The sequence below is a fragment of the Faecalibacterium sp. AF28-13AC genome (assembly GCF_003478405.1).
Taxonomy (GTDB): Bacteria; Bacillota; Clostridia; order Oscillospirales; family Ruminococcaceae; genus Faecalibacterium; species Faecalibacterium prausnitzii_E.
Genome location: NZ_QUFG01000003.1, coordinates 219,627 through 237,945 on the forward strand (window position 1 = coordinate 219,627; position 18,319 = coordinate 237,945).

16 protein-coding genes are annotated in these 18,319 nt (G+C 44.9%); 4 read left to right on the forward strand and 12 right to left on the reverse strand.

The window, feature by feature from the left end; all coding sequences use genetic code 11:
- Positions 1 to 35 precede the first annotated feature (35 nt).
- Together DWY95_RS05520 and DWY95_RS05525 are read right to left on the reverse strand one after the other, a co-directional pair.
- Positions 36 to 794 (reverse strand): hypothetical protein, encoded by a 759-nt coding sequence (locus DWY95_RS05520; protein ID WP_118552707.1) that lies wholly within the window; start codon positions 792 to 794, stop codon positions 36 to 38.
- The gene (locus tag DWY95_RS05525; RefSeq protein ID WP_118552708.1) at positions 778 to 1,737 is read right to left on the reverse strand and encodes a MarR family transcriptional regulator; all 960 of its coding nucleotides are present in this window, start codon (positions 1,735 to 1,737) and stop codon (positions 778 to 780) included. Before DWY95_RS05525 ends, DWY95_RS05520 begins: the two co-directional genes overlap by 17 nt.
- A 200-nt stretch (positions 1,738 to 1,937) precedes the next feature.
- Between DWY95_RS05525 and DWY95_RS05530 the strand changes: the two genes are divergently transcribed.
- Together DWY95_RS05530 and DWY95_RS05535 are read left to right on the forward strand one after the other, a co-directional pair.
- A complete protein-coding gene (locus DWY95_RS05530) occupies positions 1,938 to 2,417 on the forward strand; it encodes a flavodoxin (RefSeq protein WP_118552709.1) in 480 nt (159 codons plus the stop codon).
- Positions 2,418 to 2,429: 12 nt separating this feature from the next.
- Positions 2,430 to 2,654 carry a hypothetical protein gene (locus DWY95_RS05535; RefSeq protein ID WP_118552710.1) on the forward strand — a complete coding sequence of 75 codons (225 nt, stop codon included), beginning with the start codon at positions 2,430 to 2,432 and terminating at the stop codon, positions 2,652 to 2,654.
- Positions 2,655 to 2,756: 102 nt separating this feature from the next.
- Here DWY95_RS05535 and DWY95_RS05540 read toward each other — a convergent pair whose 3' ends face one another.
- The 5 genes from DWY95_RS05540 to DWY95_RS05560 form a co-directional block, all read right to left on the reverse strand.
- Positions 2,757 to 4,352 (reverse strand): recombinase family protein, encoded by a 1,596-nt coding sequence (locus tag DWY95_RS05540; protein WP_118552711.1) that lies wholly within the window; start codon positions 4,350 to 4,352, stop codon positions 2,757 to 2,759.
- A complete protein-coding gene (locus DWY95_RS05545; RefSeq protein ID WP_118552712.1) occupies positions 4,345 to 6,036 on the reverse strand; it encodes a recombinase family protein in 1,692 nt (563 codons plus the stop codon). Before DWY95_RS05545 ends, DWY95_RS05540 begins: the two co-directional genes overlap by 8 nt.
- A 1-nt stretch (position 6,037) precedes the next feature.
- The gene (locus tag DWY95_RS05550; protein WP_118552713.1) at positions 6,038 to 7,549 is read right to left on the reverse strand and encodes a recombinase family protein; all 1,512 of its coding nucleotides are present in this window, start codon (positions 7,547 to 7,549) and stop codon (positions 6,038 to 6,040) included.
- Positions 7,546 to 9,195, reverse strand: coding sequence for a recombinase family protein (locus DWY95_RS05555; RefSeq protein ID WP_118552714.1), 1,650 nt, complete (start codon positions 9,193 to 9,195; stop codon positions 7,546 to 7,548). The genes DWY95_RS05550 and DWY95_RS05555 overlap by 4 nt, the downstream gene beginning before the upstream one ends.
- A 171-nt stretch (positions 9,196 to 9,366) precedes the next feature.
- On the reverse strand, positions 9,367 to 9,645 hold the full coding sequence (locus DWY95_RS05560) for a DUF6870 family protein (protein ID WP_223386353.1): 279 nt from the start codon (positions 9,643 to 9,645) through the stop codon (positions 9,367 to 9,369).
- 396 nt (positions 9,646 to 10,041) lie between these two features.
- Here DWY95_RS05560 and mobC point away from each other — a divergent pair, with 396 nt between their 5' ends.
- Positions 10,042 to 10,440, forward strand: a complete 399-nt coding sequence (gene mobC, locus DWY95_RS05565) for a plasmid mobilization relaxosome protein MobC (RefSeq protein ID WP_118552715.1) — start codon at positions 10,042 to 10,044, stop codon at positions 10,438 to 10,440.
- The gene (locus DWY95_RS05570; protein WP_118552716.1) at positions 10,403 to 11,992 is read left to right on the forward strand and encodes a relaxase/mobilization nuclease domain-containing protein; all 1,590 of its coding nucleotides are present in this window, start codon (positions 10,403 to 10,405) and stop codon (positions 11,990 to 11,992) included. The genes mobC and DWY95_RS05570 overlap by 38 nt, the downstream gene beginning before the upstream one ends.
- Before the next feature lie 108 nt (positions 11,993 to 12,100).
- On the opposite strand, the gene DWY95_RS05575 is transcribed toward DWY95_RS05570, so the two are convergent.
- From DWY95_RS05575 to DWY95_RS05595, 5 genes are all read right to left on the reverse strand, one after another.
- Entirely contained in the window at positions 12,101 to 12,679 is a 579-nt protein-coding gene (locus tag DWY95_RS05575; RefSeq protein WP_118552717.1) for a GNAT family acetyltransferase, read from the reverse strand.
- Positions 12,676 to 12,861 (reverse strand): hypothetical protein, encoded by a 186-nt coding sequence (locus tag DWY95_RS05580; protein ID WP_118552718.1) that lies wholly within the window; start codon positions 12,859 to 12,861, stop codon positions 12,676 to 12,678. Before DWY95_RS05580 ends, DWY95_RS05575 begins: the two co-directional genes overlap by 4 nt.
- Before the next feature lie 145 nt (positions 12,862 to 13,006).
- Positions 13,007 to 13,789: a YodL domain-containing protein gene (locus DWY95_RS05585; protein WP_118552719.1), complete on the reverse strand. Its 783-nt coding sequence runs from the start codon at positions 13,787 to 13,789 to the stop codon at positions 13,007 to 13,009.
- Positions 13,789 to 14,028 carry a transposon-transfer assisting family protein gene (locus tag DWY95_RS05590; RefSeq protein ID WP_118552720.1) on the reverse strand — a complete coding sequence of 80 codons (240 nt, stop codon included), beginning with the start codon at positions 14,026 to 14,028 and terminating at the stop codon, positions 13,789 to 13,791. Before DWY95_RS05590 ends, DWY95_RS05585 begins: the two co-directional genes overlap by 1 nt.
- Positions 14,025 to 18,287 carry a DUF3849 domain-containing protein gene (locus DWY95_RS05595; protein ID WP_118552721.1) on the reverse strand — a complete coding sequence of 1,421 codons (4,263 nt, stop codon included), beginning with the start codon at positions 18,285 to 18,287 and terminating at the stop codon, positions 14,025 to 14,027. Before DWY95_RS05595 ends, DWY95_RS05590 begins: the two co-directional genes overlap by 4 nt.
- Between the last annotated feature and the right edge of the window lie 32 nt (positions 18,288 to 18,319).

The following is an 18,319-nucleotide window of genomic DNA, read 5'->3' on the forward strand; positions in this document are numbered from 1 at the left end:
GTTGCTGTCTTTCAACTTATATTCGACCTTTTTATTTACGGCAATATATACAATTCTCCTACTTCTCGAAGAATCTGTTCTTTTGTTCTTCCCACAAGCCCCAACTGCTTGATGTCAACTGCTTCATCTTTCATCCGTTCAACAAACCTCTGCATATCCTCATACACGCCACTAGGAGCGGCAATCTTGACCGTAGGGTCAATCAACTCAGTCAATCGAAAAACATCATTTTTATGTTTTTTGATGTTTTTACTATCAACGTGTTCTCCTAACGCTTTGCGATCCGTCAAATCCATCCACGCTTTCGCCTTGAATGGAATCAGATATGCAGCATCCAAAACCGTTACTCCATCAACGGTCACTTTTCCCTGTTTCAGAAATTCATAGTAGTCATCATCCAAAAGAATTGCGGATAAGCTCGATATGTCCTCATCCATTGGCAGCGGAGTCAGTTCTGCATCATCTGGAAGCTGAATTGCATCCAGTTTTCTGGTAAACAACTCGATCATTGCCGGGTAGCGGTTTGAGGTCGGGTGGCTGAAACGATAGAACTGCGGTACCCCCGAACTCTTATTGCAGTGTTCATATCCGGCCTGTTTTACATAGTCCCAGAACTTTCTTCCAAAATCCGCATCCACTGCTTCAATAATCAGAACAAGGTCAATATCTTTTGTTGCACGGAAATCTAAGCCTTCTTCTGTCATCAAGATGTCACACGCTGTTCCACCGATAATTGCATACTGGCTCTCGTTGCCCTTAAACCATTCCTTAAAGCTCTCAATTCCTGTTACCATCTATCTTCCTCCACAGGTTATTTAACATTTCTTCTACTGCTTCTTCTACCCGTTCATCTGCATCTTCTCTAAGCGATAATGCTAGAGAAAGTTCATCAACCATTTTTTCCCTCGATAATTTTCGTGGATCATACCTCCACATTTCAATAGCTACCTGCGAATTTGAGTCCTGTAAATCCTTGGTCATAAAGTCATTCCACTGAGATATTTTTTCTGAAGCATAGCACCGAACACTAGGCGCATTGAGCATCGAATACTCTGCCAACGCAGAATAACCGCTCTCCAACAATTCAATCTTTACTTTCTCATCTGGAATATAGACCGTTCTTTTCACAGGACTAAGCAGAGCTTTCTCTGCTTTATAAAACAGTTCCTTCGGGGAATTTTCCGAGGACAGTATCTTCTGCACTCCGATTTTTTTTGCCTGCAAAAGTTCCATTTCTTCAAGTTGTTTCGATGCTCTGGAAATAGATGTTGGAGTCAACTCCAAATCTTTTGCAGCCTGACTTGTGGACAGCTCCTTTGCTCCCTCATAAATAAAATAAAGCAACAGCATCTGTGCCGATGGCAAGATTTCTTCTCTGTCACTCTTTTCTGCATCACAGCGTTCCTGCAAATACACCGCCATGAAAGGCAGATATATTTGCTTTCCATCTACAATAAATGCTACTTTCTCTCGAAGCAAATACTCTCTTTGCCGTGCCGTGATTTGTTCCAGAACCAACACCACAGGACAATCCGCACTCTTTTTCACACGTTCCAGATGCTTTTTTAATGTTTCCACCTGCTCCAATTCGTTTTTTGGATACAAAAAAGCCACTTTTTGACCATTCAAAAATACTCTCTGCGAAACGTATCTCGTATTGATGAAGTTTGGCAGATGCTCTAAAGCTTTATTTTCATATAGCACTTCGATTCCTAAAACTCGCTTAAGGTATTCCACTCTATCGCCTCCATTCATAACTCTTTTTCTGTATTATAACTTATTTTGAGTTAAGATGCAATATTAAAGTTATAATTAGCAAAACCAAACATTGAAAATCCAGCATTTTCCAAATAATTCTGTTTTCATTTCACTTCTTGATACTCCACCCCCACCGTGCTATACTATTATCAAATCAAATATTGAGGGAGTGCATTGTCATGAGCAAAAAGCTTGTTGCCTATTTTTCTGCCAGCGGCATTACCGCAAAAGTTGCCGAAGATTTAGCAGATGCCATCGGTGCAGACATTTTTGAAATCCGTCCCGAAGTCCCTTACACAAAAGCCGATCTGAACTGGATGGATAAGAAATCCCGCAGCACTATTGAAATGAGCAATCCCGATTCCCGCCCTGCCATCGCCGCCAAACGCGACAACACGGATGAATACGATACGATTTTTGTCGGATTTCCTATCTGGTGGTACATTGCCCCTACAATCATCAATACATTTCTGGAAAGCTATGACCTAAAGAATAAAACCATTATTCCATTCGCCACTTCCGGTGGCAGCGATATGGGCAAGACCAATGAAAAGCTTGCTCCTAGCTGCCCTGGTTCCAAACTCCTGCATGGAAAGGTATTTAACGCTTCCTCAACCAAAGCTGATTTGTCTGCATGGGTAGATAGTCTGAATTTCTAAAGAGGAAATGCCATGAATATTTTTGAAGAAAAGACCGACAGCGAACTGCTTTCCTATTTTCCTGATTATCAAAAGCTGTGTTCCCTTGACAAATATACTGGATTTCAAAATCCAGACTTTACGGCAATTCTTAAATCTTATCGGGAGAAGTTCGGCCCTATTGGTGAAGGAGTCCTTGGTCACAACTTCTTTGAAGCTGTTTTCCATCGTTGGGAAAAGACCGTACATAACGACTGATTCCCATTCCTACGGAATGAAATGCCCGCCTGATCGAGAAGATTTGCGAATCCTCTCAACCAGACGGGCATTCTTTTTGCTTACCTCGCTGATTCTATGCAGTTATGCGCCATACTTTTCCAATGCTCTCCGAATCACATCCTCACAGTTAAACTCAACTTTCATCGTTTGATCGTCATACAGATAAACCATGCTGACAAAGGCATCCACACATTCCTTGGTCAGACCGCCTATGTATGTTTTTTGACTTGCCTGCTCTGTCAGGCTGCGGATTTCCTCATCCAGTTCATCTGCGGTTTCCTGCTCTTCCTCTTCTATACGAATCTTCTCTTGCAAATCTGCCAGCTTTTCCCCCAGTCCTTTCTTCTTTTCCAGATATTCATTGCGGGTCAGAATCCCATCTGCATACGATTCATAGAGTTTAATTTGCTCTGCCCGAATCATTTCTGCCTGCTTTTTCAAATCATCAACATCTACACACTGCAAGGTTATGGATTTTTTCTCCTGCATTCCCTGATTCACAACTTCCAATGCTGTAAATACCGTTTTTATAGCGCGGGCAACTCTTGAATTGACCGCCTGCTCTCTGTAATAGCCTGAATAGCAGTGTGAGAATTTTCCTACTGACCTTTTGTGACCGCAACAGAATACCATTTCGCCATACTGCTTCTCATGCCGGAGCTGTCTCAGGCAGTTTCCACAGCATATTTTGCCTTTCAGAGCAAAATCATCTTCGGTTTTGTACTGGATCGGAGCAACATTGCGGATTGCCTTTTGTGCCTGATAATACTCATCTTTTGTAACGATTGCTTCATGGGTGTTCTCTGTAATAATCCATTTATCTTCCGGTAAAGTGCGGAATGCCGTGGTATTCACATCAAGTTTCTGCCTTCTGCCCATCACCAAAGCCCCGGTATATTCGTACCGCCGCAGCACCCTCCAGACAATCCCCGGATTCCAAAGTATTTCGCTCTCCGGGGCTATAATTGCATTGCCGCCTACTATGGTATTTTTCCGTTTAGAGTACAACCCTGGTGTCGGCAACCCCAATTCATTCATCGCATAGGCGATCTGCGTTGTATTGCGCCCAGATAATGCCAAATCAAACACCTTTCGGACGCAGACCGCTGCTTCTGGGTCAATCGCCCATCGCTGATTGCCTTTCCCGTTCCAGACGTAACCAAACGGCACATTAACAGATGTAGCTTTGCCACTTTTCCAGTTCACTTCCAATGCCGCACGAACCTTTTTGCCAATATCACGGCTATACAGATTATTCACCAGATTGCTGACTGCAACTTCGATGCCCGGAGTGCCGTTGTTCAGCTTCATGCTGTCAAAGGCATTGTTCACCGCTATAAAGCGGACACCCATCAATGGAAAAATCTGCTCAATGTAATCGCCCACGCCAATATAATCACGCCCTAACCGGGACAAATCTTTGACCACTATGGTCTTTATCTCCCCTTGCTTCAGGTCAATAATCATTTTCTGAAACGCCGGACGATTGAAGTTCGTTCCAGTATAGCCATCATCTACATACTCCACAATTTCGCCTGGGAGATCGTCCTGCTTTTCAATATAGGAATGGAGCAAAAGCCGCTGGTTTTCAATGCTATTGCTCTCATCCTTGCTTCCCTTTTTCAAATCTCCATCTGACAGAGATAATCGAAGATAAATCGCAATCTTATTATTCATTCTGCACCTCCGCCACAAATGCCAGAACCTCTTGATACGGGTCACTGCACTTAAACTCAATTTCTACCGAATTGTCGATGCCTACATAGATTTTCTTGATAAGCTCATGTACCAGTTCTTCATCAAATTCTTTCTGATTCAGAATAGCCCGCATCCGTTCCATCTGTTCATCGCAAATTCTCATTCTCTTTTCAAGTTCCAATGACCGCTGCCGCTGCTTTTGCAATTCCTGTTCCAGTCGCTGCTTTTCAGCAATATAATGTTCTTTTAACTGGCTGTACTCTTCTTCATCCAGAATTTCTGCCTTATAGTCCTCATATAAGCGCAGCCGCCGTTCTTCGGTTTCCTGAATCCGAAATGCAATCGAGTTTTCTTTCACCTTGATGGAACGGGTGGAATCCAGACCACCGTTGTTCAGCATTTCTTTTACCATCTTTTCTTCTTCGCACATGGTAGAAACAAGATGATGAATCTGCTTCATTGCTACCATCATAACCATTTTTTCTGGCACAGTATGATAGGAACATGGTGTTGTCCCCTTCTTTCTCTTGCACTGAAATACTCCGAAATAGCTTTCCTCTTCCGTTTTATGCACCTGACGCACAAATGTCATGCTACGCCGACAACAGCCGCAAAACACCATGCCTGCAAAGTGATTCCTACACTCTGCCCGCACCTGCTCTGAACGAGCCATTGCATTATTGCGGTTTTCCTTGTTCCGGTTTCTTTTTTCCTGCACGATTTCAAAATCGGACTTCAAGATAATTGCCTCATGAGCATTTTCCACAATATGCCATTCTCTCTTATCTACCGGGTGCAGCCCAATTCCTTTATAAGAGGCAGTCCGGGTTTTTCCCGTTACCAAATTTCCGATATATACCTGACTATCCAGAATACGGAGAACAGAACTGGAGTGCCATTTATTGAAAGTCGTATCATGTCCCTCGTGCAGTCTACGATTCAGATGTTCATTCGGACGAGGTACTTCCAGAAATTCCAACCTACGGGCGATTTCGTTCGTACTCACCCCCATAAGATACCACTGATAAATCAACTTCACATACTTTGCTTCATCTGCCGCTTCATACTGACTTTTCTGTTCATTCATGCGATAGCCATACGGCACACACCATGAAGTAGGGATTCCTTTTTCCCTACGCATCTGGTAGCTCAGCCCAATTTTCTTTGAAATGTCCTTTGCGTACAGGCTGTTTACCATGTTCTTGATGGGAACTGCAAGACTGTCCACATCCGACTGCCGGATATTGTCAAAATCATCATTGATAGCAATAAACCGGATATGCAGCATCGGAAAAATCGTTTCCAGATAGTTGCCTGTTTCAATGTAGTCACGACCAAAGCGGGACAAATCCTTAACCACAATGCACTGGATTTTCCCTGTCCGCACATCCTGCATCATACGCTCAAACTCCGGGCGGTCAAAGTTTGTTCCTGTAAATCCATTGTCCACATAGGTATCCGTCAGAGTCAGCCCTGGATGTTCCTTGATATAACTATGGATTTGCAGAATCTGCGTATTCAGGGTATCTTCTGTTTCATGTCCGCTGTTCTCTGACGATAATCGTGCATACGCTGCTGTACGCAGAAGATTGACTTCTTCGGAAATACGAATCTCCGGTGCGGCACTCTGCGGCATTATATTTTTTCTGCTCTTTCTAGCCATTTTAATTTTCCTTTCTGGTTCTCATCCATTCCTCCGGGAAGAATCTTGTCCATTCTTCCTCTTTCAAAACAGCCTCTACTCGCTTAAAATCATCAATCCAAACCCGCTCCACATATTTTTTGATGTGCGTCCGTTCCAGTATTTCAGGAGTCGTAAGGTCTTGAAATTTTGTCAGCCATGGATTTACATAACTGAACGCCTTCTCTATTACGGAAACTTTCATCATAATGTTCTTAAACTCTGCTTCCAGTTCTTCTATTTCTGCCTGATACCGAGATTCAAAATCCTCCAACTGCTCTTGTTCCATTTCACATCTTTCATATTTCCGGTAGACAGCAGTTCTCTCAACATCTTTTTCAGACAGCGCATCCATAAGTGTTCTTGCCTGTTCCCTATAAGGCTGAAGCACAATATTCTGGCATCGCTTAACTTCATCTTTGTCCGATTCCAGTAATCTGCCAATATATCTTGCCTGCTCCTGCGCTGTTTTCAATGAAGATCGAATCGCATCAAAAATTTCAGTGCTTTCAATATAGGGTGCTTTCCCACTAAAGCACTTATATTTTCTGTCAAAAGAATATATCTGCCTTGTTTCGTCCTCAGTCGTTCTGCACAACAAGCGTTCTCCACTTGCCCGGTCATATATTTTCTTGATAAGGATATTGGGCGTTGATCTCCGTTTAGGAGCAGGAAGTTTAACCGAATCATTGATTCTTTCCTGCACCTTTTGAAAATCTTCCTCTGATACGATTGGTGGAACTTCCATCTTCTTCTCAGCACCGGACAGCTTCAATGTGAGCTTTCCGATATAGAGTGGATTCACCAGAATAGAGCGAATTGTCGTGACAGGCCATTTTGTTTTCCTCGTCACCTTTTTATTTCGAGTCATCTGAATTTGCGGCGATGGGACATTTTGTGCGTCCAATGCCGCTCCGATTTCTTGAAGCGTCATTCCTTCCAGATACATCTGAAAAATCAGTTTCACAATGTATGCGCTTTCCGAATCAAGCACAAAGCTCCTACGATCTTCTGATATGTCATATCCATACTTTGCCTGCCGATGTGTCAGCACTCCTTTTTCAAAGCTGTCCTGTCTGTTCGCTATAAATTCAAATCGGATTTTCTCAATGGCCTTTTCCTTAAAATACTGTTCCACTTCGTCCGCTGTTCGGTCTGTACTGCAAAAATCATCCTCAACAACAGCAAACTGAATACCAACCGGATAAAAAGTTTTCTGTAATACCTCAATGGCAAATGGCAATGTCTTGCCAAAACGGAAGATGGAATCAACGGCAACCGCATCGAATTTTTGTGTCATGCCGTCTTGCACCATTCGATCAAAACCATCGGCTGCTTCTGCCGATCTCTTGCGGTCACTGTACTTTTCTGATATTCTGTACCCTTTATTTTTCAAGTATTGTTCAATATTTGCATTCTGTTCTGCAATCGTATTGGCAGGATTTTCTTCTCCGATCCTGCTGGAGATTGAACGTGTGTAACTTACCCACCTCATTCTTCTGCCACCTCTTTCCCGTTATGCGCCTGATATTCCATGAATTTTTCTGTAATGTTGTGTAGTTCGTCCTCAAAGCAGAAGTGAATTTCAATTTCTTCCTTACTATGAATGTCGATGTGGTCGATTAGTTCTACCACCACCCGCCGTTCCAGCGTTTTAATGTGCTGGTACTGTTTCAGTTCTTCCAACCAACCGGGAAGCATTGTGTCATGCTTGACCGCCTCCTGCTTTTTATCCTGAATCGCCTGAATTTTGTCTTGCGCCTCTTTTATCTTCTGCGCAAACCGGGCATTCATCTCACTGTACTCTTCCTTGCTGACAACATCATCGCAGAAATCCTGATACAGCCGAACTTTCAAATTACGGTATCGTTCCAATTCCGCTTCCAGTGCATTGATTTGTCCATCCAAAATTTTTACGCCAATCTGTTCACCGCTTGCCAGGTCTGCATGAGATAACACCTGTTCTGCTTCAACAAGAAGTGCAACCTGATGCCGGATTGCCGCCAAAACACTTCCTTCCAGCTTCTCGCCGTTTATCATGTGCGGAGTGCAATCTCCGCCATTCTTATAGGTGGAACAGTGATAGTATTGATATTTCTTTCCTTTCTTTGTCACCGTGCGCCGAATCATATTCTGTCCGCAGTCAGCGCAGCGCAGAAAGCCTGATAATGGATATACTGTTTTCTGACTAGGTGAAGTGCGTGTATCCAATTCCATCAACTGCTGCACCTGTTGGAACTCACCTCTACTGATAATCGCGTCATGTGTTCCCTCGACACGAATCCAGTTATCAGTCCCAACATCCTGACTCTTTTTTATTTTGTAGTTAATTTTCCGACGTTTGCCTTGAATCAAGGTTCCCGTATAGGATTCATTTTTCAGAATCCGATTGACCGATACCACCGTCCATTTCTGGTTCAGTCCCGCTCGAAATCCGCAAGTATAATTGAATCCGCTGGCTCGTTTGTACTCATTTGGCGGCAAAACTCCCAATTCATTCAGATGGTTTGCAATGTGCTGTGCGCTCATCCCGTTGAGCTTCAGCTTGAAGATTTCCTGCACGATGCCCGCCGCGTATTCATCTATAATCAGATGATTTTTGTCTTTCGGGTCTTTCTGATACCCGTATCCTGCAAAGCTGCCGATGAATTGTCCTTCTTTCCGTTTTACATCCAAGTGGCTTCGGACACGCATGGAAATGTCCCGGCAATAGGTGTCGTTGATAAGATTGTTGAACGGAATCAGGATACGTCCCTTATCATCGTTTTCTTCCGCACTGTCATAATGATCGTTGATGGCGATGAAGCGAATTCCCATAAATGGAAAGATTCTTTCCAGATAACGACCCGTTTCAATGTAGTTTCTGCCGAAGCGAGATAAATCCTTGACGATGATACAGTTGACGTTCCTTTTCTCAATGTCCTGCATCATCCGCTTAAAATCCGGGCGTTCAAAATTTGTGCCGCTGTAACCATCGTCCACATACTCATCGACCTTATACAGTTCCGGGTGCTTTCCCAGATAATCGTTCAGTAAAGCTCTTTGATTTTTGATGCTGTTGCTTTCCTGCTGATCGCCGTCTGAACGTGACAATCGAAGATACACAGCGCAGCGATATTGTCCATTTTCCTTAAAAAACATAAAAAGCCGATAACCTCCTTAATCTATTTGTCGTTCTGACAATAAACCAAGAAAATTATCGGCTTTAGTTAACATATTCTGTTTTGACCCAAAGCCATTATCTCATATTTCGCGGTCTATGTCAATGCTTTAATGCGCTAAAGTGCAAATTTGCTTCTGCTTTCTTCTTTTTTATCTCCTATGCGTCCGTGCGCATTTTTTCAGTGTGTCCTCTAATCGGTTCTCTCCTGCAAAGCTAATCTTCACAACCATGCCCTTGTCAAGATAGCAATAAGGGTTCTTGATCTGCGAAATGAAATCGACCATCCGCTCCCGCTGCGACAAGTCTTTTCTAATTTCCACTTCGTTGATGTCTACCAGTTCCTCGCGGTTCACATTACGGAGATCGGTCTGTGCCATCTGGCGCAGGCTTTCCATGGTGTGATAGGTTCGTGCAGTTGTTTCGGTCATTCACTCATTCCTTTCTGTTTTTGGGTGGTGTGTCAGCTTCTTTCACTTATAGAATTGGAGAAAGGCCATTTCGCAAGGTATTTCAAAAAATTTTTTAATTTTTTTCAAAAACACCTTGCGAAACACACTCTGCCCGATTCTAAAGATAGAAGAACCTGAAAATGCGTAAGGCTACGGCTTCCACCGTAAGTAGCGCAAGATTCGCCTGCGTAGACCAAAAACTCCCTTTCGGGATTTTTGTTCTCTGGCAATCTTGATGGGGATTCCGTTCCCCATTCCCACGGCACGCGCAAAATCACAGATTTTGGCTATCTGGCTTCCACTAAAGTGGTCGCAGCCGACCGCCTACGGCTTGTCGGGATAAATCTTTTCTCAAAAAATCAGGAGGATACCACTATGGCAAGACCAAAGAACAAGCAGCCCATTCAGAGAACCCACGATATTCATATCCGTTGCAGCGAGATGGAATATGAAATCGTATCCGGCTACGCTGAAAGTGCAGGACTACCCACCAGCACATATATCCGAAAGTGTTTTCTCAAGGAAGCACCATCAAGCACTCATTACATCGTTGCGGACACGTCAGAAATCCATCAGCTAGTTACAATCGCTGCTGGCATCGGAAACAATCTGAATCAGATTACCTGCTATTTGCACAGCGGTGGAAAAATCACCGTCAGTATCGTAGACGAAATTAAAAAGTGCATCACAGAGGTTCGGGAACTTCGTCGAGAAATTGTTCACTTGGGAGGAATCTATGGCAATCCTAAAACACTTCGCAGTAAAAAACGCTGACTATGGTGCTGTTATTGATTACTTGAAATACCAGCATGATGAATTTCACCTCGTTCCCATCCTTGATGGAAACGGCAATTCCATGCTCCGGGATGAGTTTTATTTTGATGGATTGAACTGCAATCCTGAAGCATTCGATCTTGAGTGTGAATTGCTCAACCAGCAATACCATAAAAATCAAAGATACGATGAAATCAAATGCCACCATTACATTATCAGCCACGATCCCATGGATGTTGCCGATCATGGTTTGACCGGGGAGCAAGCACAAGCTATTGGCATGGAATACGCAGAAGCAAATTTTCCGGGGCATCAGGCACTTGTCTGCACTCATACAGACGGCAGCAACAACTCCGGTAATATCCATACCCATATCATTATCAACAGTTTACGAAAAGAAGATATAGCCCCTCAGCCTTATACTGAACGTGCCATCGACCGCAAGGCAGGATATAAGCACCATCTAACAAAAGAGTATCTCCGTCATTTACAAGGTTCTCTTATGGACATCTGCCAACGCGAGGGATTGTATCAGGTCGATCTGCTCTCTCCTGCCGCAGAAAAAATCACACAGCAGGAATATCATGCCCAGCGCAGAGGACAGCTCAATCTTGATATGGCCAACATGGAGATAATGGCAGAAGGCATCGCACCCATGAAAACCAAATTTGAAACCAACAAAGAAAAAATCCGCAATGCCATCAACGACATTGCGGAACGTGCGAAATCTTTTGAAGAATTTCAGCGGCTGCTCAAAGCAGAATACGGAATACAGGTCAAAGACCATCGGGAGCGATTCAGCTATCTTACATCGGATCGGCAGAAGTACATATCTGCCCGGAAACTGGGAAGCCACTATGACCGAGAATACCTTTTGCAGCTCTTTGAAGAAAATGCACTCGCCGCTGAACAGAATCAGGCACAATGGGTGCCGGACGATCCTATCACCATTCTGTTCATAAAATCCGACCTGCGTCTTGTGGTTGATTTGCAGAACTGCATTAAGGCCCAGCAAAGCCGAGCCTATGCCCAGAAAGTAAAAATCAGCAACTTGCAGCAAATGGCTAAAACTGTTGCCTACATTCAGGAGCATGGGTATGATACTCAGGAAAAATTGCAAGATACCACAGATACGATTCAGTCCAAAATGGCAAAAGCCCGCAGCGATGCCAAACTCACTGAAGCCAAACTGAAAAAAGTGAACGAACAGATTCATTATCTGGGACAGTATCTTTCTACAAAATCGGTCTACGCTGATTTTCTGAAATCCACCAATAAAAAGGATTTCCGGCAGAACCATGCAGATGAGATTGCCAAATATGAAGAAGCGTTGCAATTTCTAAAGCAAAATTCACCAGACGGGAAACTTCCAACTATGAAAGACCTGCGTTCTGAAAAAGAACTTCTGGTACAGCAGAAGGACACACAATATGAAACCTATCAGTATTTCAAAGACTACCATCGTGAATTGCAAACCGTCTGCTCTAATGTTGCGAGCATCTTAAATCAGCCTTCTACACAGAAACGAACCAAAGACGAACACACACTTTAATAGAAATGCCGCAGACAAGAATGTATAACTTGTTCTGCGGCATTTTTCTCCGCAAAGAAAAAAGAGGTGGTTCAAATTGAACCACCCCCTTATAGTGTTACGGATATATCAGAAGAGTCTCAGCAACTGGATGTACTTCATCTGGTCTTTGTCCGAATAGCGTTCACCAAATACTCGGAATCTGTTTTTCTCATTTTCATAAAATGATAATAGCTGCGGTCTTTCTTCACACTCCAGATAAACAACACCGCCACCAATTTCTCTCTGAACTGCCACCAGAATATTCATGGTCATGTCCATCAGTTCATTGCCAGTGACTTTTTCTTTATACCGATCATTCTTTCCGAATTGCGCAATCAAGAATGCTGACAGCATATATGTATTAGATTGTTCATCCAATTTTGCGTGTCGCTCTATCTTCTTCCGCATTGAGCCGGATAAGCCCTCATTTGTAAGTTGCACCGCTTTATGTGTCAAAGCGAAAAATGCCACCAAGTTACCTTCTTCGTCAACCACCAAATAGGTAATTGACATTTTCCGTTTTGCAAATTCTAAAGCATTCTTTTTTACATAATTTTCAATTTCAAAATTCTTATGGCACGAAAAATCGGAAAGGATGTTTTTGACGGCATCCTCTCCGATTGCATCTACCATATCCAAAATGTTTACTGCGTTATACTGACTCACTTTGCTGAAACCCTCTTTGCCATCAGTTTACGGATTGCCTCTATATCAGTCAACGGCGGTTTAACTGGCGAAGTCGGCTTCCATGCAGGATCATGGCTGGATGTTTCAAGTGCATCAATAAACTTTTCCGCTTTTTTCGGGTCATTGATTACAATGTTTGTAAAAATACTCGACGTAGCCATTCATAACACCTCCTATTCGTATTGTTTGGCTCTTTCTTCGTATTCTTCTACTTTCTCATTTATATTATATCCTCTATGCGTTAAAAAATCAACTCCGCTATTCCGTGTTTGAAAAATTTAACTCTTATGACACACTTTTGCAATTTCAAGTTTTTCGTGTTCGTTCCTGCTGCTGAACCTGCGCATTGTCCTTTCGCGCTCTTTCCGCCTGTTTGATATGCAGGCGATCCAGAACAGATACCCTGCCGCCGATCACTCTGGGCTTCTTAGGCACATTGTTCACACAGCCGTCTATCATGTTGTAGTTCTGCTCTGTGCCAGACTCCCTTGCTCTTTCTGCTGTGCCATTCTCCAAAAATTTTTCATGGTGGAGCAGCTCCCGGATTTTTCGGACAGTCGCATTGTCAAATCCACTGGCAGTCGATGTTATGAATTTTCCATCCGACTGTACTACAATGCTGGGCAGCAAATCCGGTTTCTGATCACTCACCATCAGCACAAAGCGTTGCTCGTCTATGGTTTTCTCATCCGTTACCGTCCACGTTCCTTTCTGCCCCTCCACCTGATAGCCTTCCTCGTTCAGAAGCAGGTACTCGCCATTCGGCAACTTCGTGAAAAATCCATTGAACTTGATAAGCTCCTTTGGATTCACATAGTAGGACTGCGTTTTGCCGCCAATGGACGTTACAATCACATCACTGACACCGAATTTTCGGACTCTGAATCTATCAGGATTCAGCTTTTCCATTCGTTCCCGAATCTGCCCCGGTGTAACGCCTTGAATCAGAGATGCCTTATAACCCAGAACATAGTTCTCACTTGTCACCATGAAGCTGTTTTCAATCTGGTACTCATACGGGCGACAGCGATAGTCCCGGCTCTTTTCCAAATCATTGATCTGGTAAATCATAAAAAGATTAGCACTCATCACGCTTTCTCCTCTTCCGGGGCATCTGGTCTGTACAAATCCAGTTCCAGATTCTTGAACTGCTTATCCGGCAGATTTTCCATTTTAGAAATCACCTGCTCCACCAGCAGCCTTACTGCCATATCATCAGCAACATAGGGAAGAACTTCTTCCAGTTCCTTCTTCGTATTTTCAGCCATGTCCTGCTCGAACATTGCCATAATCATCAGTTCGTTCTCATCAAAATGCACCTTGCTCACAGTTCCATTTCTCCTTTCTTCTTTGCCTTCTTCGGTTTTGCCTGTTCCTGATTGGACTGCTGCTCCTGCGCCTTTTTGCGATTCTTCAACGCTTCACGAACAGACTGCCGGGTGTTGGGGCGTTCCTCCAACTCCTTGCTTGCCTGCCGCTTTTCCAAAAGCGTTTTCATATCCGAAATTGCTTTCTGCACCAGCGGGCTTTCCCGGTAATGTTGGATATGGTTGACGACCTCTGCCTGCACTTCTCCACCTACCATCAGATCAAACATTCCCGAATAGATGCTTCCATCCTCAAGAGAAAAGCCAATGCTCTTGATTCCGTTCATCCGCTCTGCCGGAATCTTATCGTAGACTTCCAATGCCTGCTCCAAGGTCAGATTGTCATGGAACTCACCCATCACTGGGAACTCTGCACACTCTGCCACATAAAAGCTGATGCTTGCTTCTGGCGCAGGCTTCTCTGCCGCCAGCTTTTCTTTCATCGCTTCTGCCCGCTGTGTTTCTGCACGGTAGGACTGTTCCTGAAGATATTCAGTGCTAATCACACCGCACTCAGAAACGCTGTGTCCGTGTTCTGCCAGAACTTCTTCCATCACTTCCTGCACGGGTCTATATCCATCCACTTCGATGATACCGCCGTCCATTACCGTGAAGTCCTTATTATATAAGGCATAGTCGTAGCCATCCTCACTGGTCTGGATGTAAAAATAGCCATCGTTGATTTCATAGGCTACCGCCACATCCTGCACTTTCAACGCTCCTGCCACCAGTGCGACCACATGGTTCTGGATGTATGGATTATCCCAGCCCGGAACTTTCTTGTAGTCCTCTACGATCGTGTCAATACCGTTCTTACACTGCACAATGTCCAGAATGCCCGGAAGTGGGTCAGGCGTTTTCTCTACGCCAAGGGCTTTCAGATGAAAATTCGGAACCTGCTGATAGCAGGACATTGCATCATCGAGATTCCCGAACTTCTCAATTTTCATCGGTTTGGTCTGCAAATCTGTCACAACATAGAACTGCTGGACAAACGGTTTTTCTGGCTCCCGCTGCTGTTCAGCCGCAAGTTCTTTACGGTACATATCCACAAACCCGTTCAGCACAGCCGGGTGACTGCGCACGATCCAGTCGGTGCGGATATTGCTGCCCCGTTCTCCCTTGCAGGTGGTGTCTGCCCATTCCTTATTACTGTGTGAATAGCGTCCGTCATGGTTGTTATAATTCAGCGTGTACGCCAGAATATAGCCCATGCGCTCCATGCCAAACTGTTCAACGACGGACTTCGTAGCATCATCTGCAAGGTTCATTCCGTCGAAGTTGTCTGCAATCGCTTCTTCAATGGCATTTCTGCACTCTTCATTGAGCTGTCTGGAAATGCGGTACAAATCCACTTCGCCATTCTCTGCTGCATAGCCGAAAGATTCGTAATAGACCGGAACATCTGAATTATCCATGCGACTTTCCTCCGCCACAGGAACAGCCTGTTCTTCTTTTTGGGATGCCGGATTCTTTTCTGCAAAATACTCCTTTACGGCATCCTGAAATTCCTCATCAAAGCCGTTCCACAAATCTTCCGCCACCAGTTTTCCCTGCTCATTGACCGCAACGCAGGCAGCTTCATCCCCGTATTCCTCATGCTCCAGCAGGAAGAACTTCTCGCCGTTGACCTCCGTTTCGTCAATCGCATACCATGTACCAACATGACCCTCAACTGCAATCTGGTCGGAGTCACCGTGTATTAAGCCATCCTTTTTATGCTCTTGTTCTTCCATAAACTCCCGCACAGTCAGCAATCCACCCGTGAAATTCAGCCCTTCCTCGCCCAGTTCCAGCCGACCGCCTGCGCCAAGGTCAAGTTCTTCTGCCATCAGAACAGATGCCGCATGGTTTACGATCACTGTTTTCTCCACCAGAATCGGCTGCCCCGGATCATAGTCCGACCCGCGCAGGTCATAGCGGTACAATCCATCCGGCACATCCTCATCCCGCAGTCTGCTGTTGCTGAAAAGACCGGGCTTATCAAAGATTTCAATTTCCTGCAACTGTTCATCCAGAATCGTTTCTTTCTTCAAATCCATCTTTCTTTCCTTGAAAAAATCCGGCAACTCTGCAAAGCCGATGCTGTCCACATAGCAGGCTTTGATCGACTTGCCATCGTTCAGCACCACAACATCACTGACGGAAAGCGAATGCCCGGTAAAATCCGTTGGACGCTGGATATTGAAACGTTCGTAAATAGCTTCAAGTGTATCTTTTTCCGTAAGAGGCTCGGTATAGACCAGCTCATAGTCTGCATGGTTCACTTCCATCCCATGCCGTTTTACAAAGTCCAGATTCATAAAGCGATAGTCGTGTTCCGGGTCACGGGCAGTGATCTGGTAGATGCCAAACTGCTTTTCACTGCCGGAAAGCAGCTTCTGCTCCTTAACCAACGCATCCAGCCGGGTTATCAGCTCCGCCGCCTTTTCTGCGGACTCTCCCTCTGATTCCTCCACTGCGGCTTGCAGCCATTCCCGGATCGGCTGAACATCCCCAGCCTGAATCTGTTCTTTCAGTGCTTCAACTGCCTGTTCCCGATCCTCCACGCTATCTTTATAGTGGTAGAAATCGAAGTCAAAGGCGAAATTATCAAGGTCTGCCGCCAGCTTTTCAACGGGTGTTTTTTCTCTGTTTTCCATTACTTTCTGCTTGTCCTTTTCCAAATCCTCCTTGGCAATCTGGAAATAGTCACTTCCACGCTCGATTTCTTCACGCCCTGTAACAAGAACCGGCCACGGGCTGATACGGATAAGATAAATCTGCTTGCCCTCATCAAACAGCCGCAGAGCCTGCTCCCGACTTATCACCGTCAGCGCGGCATCCGGGCGGGAATACTCATCTTCCAGATACTCTTCGTTCTTTTCCAGCAAAATTGCACTCCATGCGTCAGCCTTGATTCCGAAAATGCCATCATGCTGTTCGATCTCTTCCTGACTGGCGAAATCTCCTGCCGTGCCATCCTGAAACAGCGGGTAAATCCGTTCGCCCAGCCGATGCCACTCCCGTGCGCCTTCCTTTGTCAGCGGCAGAACATCATCTTTCAAATACCCGTATTCGTGCATTTCCGAAAGCCCGATCATGCCATCCGGCAGATTTTCGATCTTCTCCTCTGCTTCCCACATCAGGCGATTGACTTCTTCCGTGTTTTCAGCCGCAACCGCAGCCGCCAGATTGCTCGCCAGTTCTTCCGTTGCCGCCCGATCATCCAGCTTGTAAGCAAAGTTCACAATGAGATTTCGCTGGCTGTTGTCAAAAATGGTTTTATCCTGTTCCTTGTCCGCAATCAGCTTTTCTGCGTATTCCATCGCCGTCATGCGCTCCACACTCCTTTCTGCCACCGCCGTTTCCAGCTTTTCAAGAAAATCAGCAGCAGTCAATCGAATCGTATCCATCGAATCCTTCAATTCTTTCAGTTCCTTGCCGCTTGCCCAGCTTGCCACATACGGAAATGAGTAGTCCGAAGTATCAATGCCAAGTGCCGAGCAAACTGTAAATGCAATGCTTTCCGCTTCTGTTTCTTTGGTAAGCTGGTCTTTTTCCTCGCCGCGCTGTTTCATCTGGTCGCTGTCATGCAGCATGGCATGAGCAACCTCATGGATCATCGTCTTGATGGTCTGGCTTTCGCCCATATCAGCACGAACACAGATTTCTTTGTCCATGTGGCTGTAATAGCCTTTCGCGCTGCCCTCGATCTCTCCAAAACGAATTGGCACAGGAGATACCTGTTCGATTGCCTCTTTCAGCAGGGTATAATCCTTGACACGGGCGGTAAGTTCATTTACTTCCAGCGTAGGGAGAGGTTCTCCGTCTGTCTGGGCATAATCGAAAACCGTTGTTACCCGGAACCGGGGAATCACCCTCTCCACCACTTCGATTTCCGGCTCTCCGTTCTCATTCAGCACCGCAAGCCCGGTGTCCTTGTCGATTTTCTCCCGTTCTTCTCGTTCCTTTACTGGAGCAGGCGCGATGATCTGGATGCCCTTTTCGCCCTTTTTTACATAGCGGTTAAACTTATTTTTCCAGGCATTGTACCCAGCCACCAACGTAGCATCTGGACGCTGCATTGCGATCAACAGCGTATTATTGAAGCTGTAATTGTGGAATTTCGACATTGTAAGCAGGTACTTCGTATACATTTCCGAAGTAAAAATGTCCTTTACGCCCTGCTCCAACCGTTCCGTGATTTCTTTGAGCTGGTCTGCCCGCTTATCTGCCATTCATGCCCTCCTTTACAAAATCTGCCCCATCA